The sequence below is a fragment of the Frigoribacterium sp. Leaf44 genome, assembly GCF_001421865.1.
Classification (GTDB): domain Bacteria; phylum Actinomycetota; class Actinomycetes; order Actinomycetales; family Microbacteriaceae; genus Frigoribacterium.
The window spans coordinates 358,892-362,927 of record NZ_LMLG01000006.1 but is presented as its reverse complement, the minus strand read 5'-3'; the positions used below and the strand labels follow the sequence as shown (position 1 = coordinate 362,927).

Sequence of the window (4,036 nt, the reverse complement as noted above, 5' to 3'; positions counted from 1 at the left end):
GGGCCAGCCGCAGCCAGAGCTCGCGGGCGGCGAGGGCGTGCCGGCGGGCCTCGCCGGTCTGCGGGGTGAGGCAGAGGTGGCCGAAGTTGCGCACCGTCGAGCCGCCGATCACCGCCGAGCGGTCGACGACCAGCACCGAGAGCCCCCGGTCGACGGCGGCGAGGGCGGCACCGAGGCCGACGATGCCCGAGCCGACGACGACCACGTCGTGCGGTGCCGCCGCGTGCCCCGCGGCTGGGGTCGGGGCCGCGGCGTGACGGGCCGCGCCGGGGGCCGGGTCGTGTGTCGCGGTCATCGGAAGACCCTCCGCATCCAGACGGCGAGCCCCTCGACGGCCAGGACCGTGACGAGGATCATCAGCACGATCGCCGTGACCGTCCCGTAGTTCGAGCCCTGGCTGGCGTTCAGCAGGTAGTAGCCGACTCCGCCGGCACCGACGATGCCGAGCAGCGTCGCGGCCCGCAGGTTGGTGTCGAGCATGTAGAAGGTGTGGCCGATCAGGGCGCGGGTGCCCTGCGGCAGGGTCGCCCCGGCGTACACCTGCACGCGACTCGCCCCGGTGGCCGAGAGGGCGCGCTCGGGGCCGGGTGAGACCTCCTCGAACGAGTCGGCGAGCAGCTTGCCGAGCAGCCCGACGCCGCCGAGCGCCAGGGCGAGGGTGCCGGCCTGCGTGCCGAGCCCGGTGACGACGATCAGCACGATGGCGAGGATCACCTCGGGCACCCCGCGGATGCCGACGAGCAGCAGGCGCATGCCGCTGCGCACCCCTCGGCTCGGGGCGACGTTGCGGGCCGCGAGCGACCCGACCACGATCGAGGCGACGAGGGTCAGCACGGTCGCGGCCAGCGCGATGGCGATCGTCTCGCCCATGGCGGCCACCATCGTCGAGGCCTCGTAGCTGCCGAACGACGGCGGCCAGAACTGGGTCGCCACGGCGGGCACCTTCGCCCAGACGGTGACCAGGTCGGACCAGGCGATGTCGCAGACGGCGATGCTCGCGACGACCACGGCGACGGCGAGCCACCCCCACGAGACTTCGCGCCGACGGGCGCGGTCCCACGGGCGGCGGAGCGCGGACTCGACGGTGGTGATCGCGGGACGAGACGGCGCGGGGTGACCGGCACCGCGCCTCCTGGTGGCTCGTCGGACGACGCGGTCGCCGAGACCGCGGCCGGTCGGCGCGATGCCGAGCATGGCGGCGCGGACGCTGCTCGAGACGATCTCCATCACGACGCAGAGCACGAAGATGACGAGGGCGTAGCCGAGGCCGAGTCCGTAGTCGAGCGACTTGAAGGCGAACGACATCTCCATGCCGAGGCCGACGACCCCGACGTAGCCGAGGATCACGCTGCCGCGGAGGTTGATGTCGTTGCGGTGCAGGACGGTCGCCACCCACGACGGCAGCACCTGGGGCAGCACGCCGGCGGTGAACTGCTGCAGGCGGCTGCCCCCGGCGGCGCGGATCGCGGTGCGCGGACCCTCGTCGATCTGCTCGATCGCGTCGGCGAACAGCTTCGAGATCATGCCGACCGAGTGCAGGCCGATGGCGAGGATGCCGGGCAGGGTGCCCAGCGAGAAGAGCAGCACGAACACCATGGCGAGCACGACGTCGGGCACGGCCCGGGCGAGCACCGTGACGAAGCGGGCGGCCGCGCGCCAGCCGGGGCCGGGGGTCGTGTTCGAGGCCGCGAGCACGGCGACCGGCACCGACAGGACGGCGGCGAGCAGGGTGCCGCAGATCACGAGGCCGAGGGTGAGCGCGGTGAGCTGCAGCAGCTCGCCGAGCGGGGGGAACTCGATCGCCCCGACGCGGCCGAAGAACCGCTCGGCGTTGGCCCAGCTCTGCAACATCCGCGCCGGGTCGATGTCGACGCTGCGCAGGGCCACGAGGCTCGCGACCAGCAGGGCGACGAGGGTGAGGCCCGCCGCGACGCGCTCGGGCGAGACCCGGCGACGAGGAGGCGCGGTGACGGGAGCGGGGGCCGCCCCGGTCGTGCGCGGGCGCTCGGTGACGGCGGTCATCGGACGGCGTCCCCGGCGAGCTCGAGCTCGATGGCTGCCATCTGGTCGGTGCTCGTGGCGACGCGGCCGTAGATCTCCATCACCTGGGCCTTCGACAGGCCCTCGGTCTCGGTGTCGAGCACGACCCGGCCGTGCCGCAGGCCGACGATGCGGTCGGCCCATGACAGGGCGAGGTCGACCTGGTGCAGGCTGCAGATCACGGTGAGCCCCTCGTCGGCGGCGATCTCGCGGATCAGCGCCATCACCTGGTCGCTCGACTCGGGGTCGAGCGAGGCGACCGGCTCGTCGGCGAGCAGCACCTGGGGACGCTGCATGAGGGCGCGGGCGATGGCGACGCGCTGCTGTTGGCCGCCCGAGAGGGTGTCGGCGCGCTGGTAGGCGCGGTCGAGCAGGCCGACGCGCTCGAGGCGGGCGAGCGCCTCGATCTTCGCGGCGCGGCCGTACGACCAGAGGCCGAGGCGGGGCCCGCGCACGGTGGCGAGCGAGCCGGTCAGCACGTTCTCGAGCACGGTCAGCGACGGCACGAGTTCGAACTGCTGGAAGATGAACCCCACCTCGCTGCGCAGCCGCCGCAGCGCCCGCCCGGTGAGCGCGGTGACCTCGCGACCGAGCACCGTGACGCGGCCGTCGGTCGGCCGTTCGAGGCCGTCGACGTGGCGCAACAGGGTGGACTTGCCCGAGCCCGAGAGGCCCAGCAGCACGACGACCTCGCCGCGTCGGACGCTCAGCGAGGCGTCGTCGAGCGCGAGGGTCTCACCGAAGCGCTTGGTGATGCCCGCGAGCCGGACGACGGTCTCGGCGGGGGCGGTGTGCGGGGTCATGTTCGTCTCCGGTTCGTTCTGCTCGGACCCCGGGAAGTCGCCGAGACACTCATGCGCGCGCGAGGGTCTCGGCGACTTCCTGGGGTGGGGAGGTGCTACGTCGTGCGGGTCAGGCCTTGCACTGCGACGCGTTCGTCTTCTCGCAGATGTCGCGGATCTGGTCGTAGTACGCGTCGTCGACCGGGGTGGTCTGGAAGAACACGGCACGGAAGCCCTCGCTGTCGGCACCGTCGATGCCCGCGGCGACCATGTCGTCGGCGGTGACGTTCGAGAGGATGTCCTTCAGCTGGGCCTTGACGTCGTCGGGCAGCGAGTTCGACTCCACGATCGGCGCACCGGGCACCATCTGCTGGTCGATGACCTCGACGGCGTCGCTCTTGGCGACCTCGCTGTCCTCGGCGAAGCCGGCGTCGCACTCGGTGCCCTCGCCGACCTTCTGCACGCTGACGTCGTGCTTGCCGGCGAAGACCGGGGTGATGTCCTTCTCGGGGTCGATGCCGGCCTCGAGCAGCGCGTAGCTCGGGAACAGGTAGCCCGAGGTCGACGACGGGTCGACGAAGCAGATCTTCTTGCCCTTCATGTCGGCGATCGACTCGATGTCGCTGCCCTTCGGCACGATGGCCTGCGAGTAGTAGCCGGGCTCCTGGCCCTCGGCCGTGGTGATCGACGAGATCGGGGTCAGCTCGGCACCGTTGTTCGTGGCCGTGACGTAGGTGAAGCCCGAGAACGACGCGACGTCGATCTGGCCGGCGATGCTCGCCTCGATCAGGGCCGCGTAGTCGGTCGACTCGTGGTAATCGACCGTCTTGCCGGTCTCCTTCGCGATGTAGTCCATCAGCGGCTGGTAGTTCGTCTCGGTGTCGACCGAGTCGGGCACGACGCCGAAGACGAGGGTGCTGTCGTCGACCGCGTAGCCACCGGCCGCGTCGGACGAGCCGGTGGCCGAGGAGGCGGGGGTCGAGCAGGCGGACAGCGTGACGGCGAGCAGGGCGGCGCCGACGAGGGCGGTCGCGGCGCGGGGACGGCGGAGGGTCATGACGGCCTTTCGGGTGGGAGCAGGACGTGACGATGGTGGCACGCGCTCGACCGACATAGGAACCTACCTTCGGCCTCGTTCAACGAGAGTTCACCTCTTGTCTGCCTAACCCGGGCGGGGTGGTCGCCGGGCCGAGACGGAGTGGGTGGCCACCAGG

4 protein-coding genes are annotated in these 4,036 nt (G+C 72.0%); all 4 read right to left on the bottom strand.

The window, feature by feature from the left end; translation table 11 throughout:
* Positions 1-295 (bottom strand): FAD-dependent oxidoreductase (locus tag ASE87_RS16740; protein ID WP_235472267.1); only part of this gene is annotated, 295 nt, incomplete at its 3' end.
* A complete protein-coding gene (gene phnE / locus ASE87_RS10210; RefSeq protein WP_056228263.1) occupies positions 292-2,022 on the bottom strand; it encodes a phosphonate ABC transporter, permease protein PhnE in 1,731 nt (576 codons plus the stop codon). The genes ASE87_RS16740 and phnE, both read right to left, overlap by 4 nt.
* The gene (phnC, locus tag ASE87_RS10205; protein ID WP_056228260.1) at positions 2,019-2,843 is read right to left on the bottom strand and encodes a phosphonate ABC transporter ATP-binding protein; all 825 of its coding nucleotides are present in this window, start codon (positions 2,841-2,843) and stop codon (positions 2,019-2,021) included. Before phnC ends, phnE begins: the two co-directional genes overlap by 4 nt.
* Before the next feature lie 109 nt (positions 2,844-2,952).
* Positions 2,953-3,879: a phosphate/phosphite/phosphonate ABC transporter substrate-binding protein gene (locus ASE87_RS10200; RefSeq protein WP_056228258.1), complete on the bottom strand. Its 927-nt coding sequence runs from the start codon at positions 3,877-3,879 to the stop codon at positions 2,953-2,955.
* Positions 3,880-4,036: the final 157 nt, after the last annotated feature.

What these genes read in the sequence shown, in the direction of transcription:
- phnE (WP_056228263.1), bottom strand. Translation starts at nt 2,022, where the DNA reads ATGACCGCCGTCACCGAGCGCCCGCGCACGACCGGGGCGGCCCCCGCT.
- ASE87_RS10200 (WP_056228258.1), bottom strand. Translation starts at nt 3,879, where the DNA reads ATGACCCTCCGCCGTCCCCGCGCCGCGACCGCCCTCGTCGGCGCCGCC.
- phnC (WP_056228260.1), bottom strand. Translation starts at nt 2,843, where the DNA reads ATGACCCCGCACACCGCCCCCGCCGAGACCGTCGTCCGGCTCGCGGGC.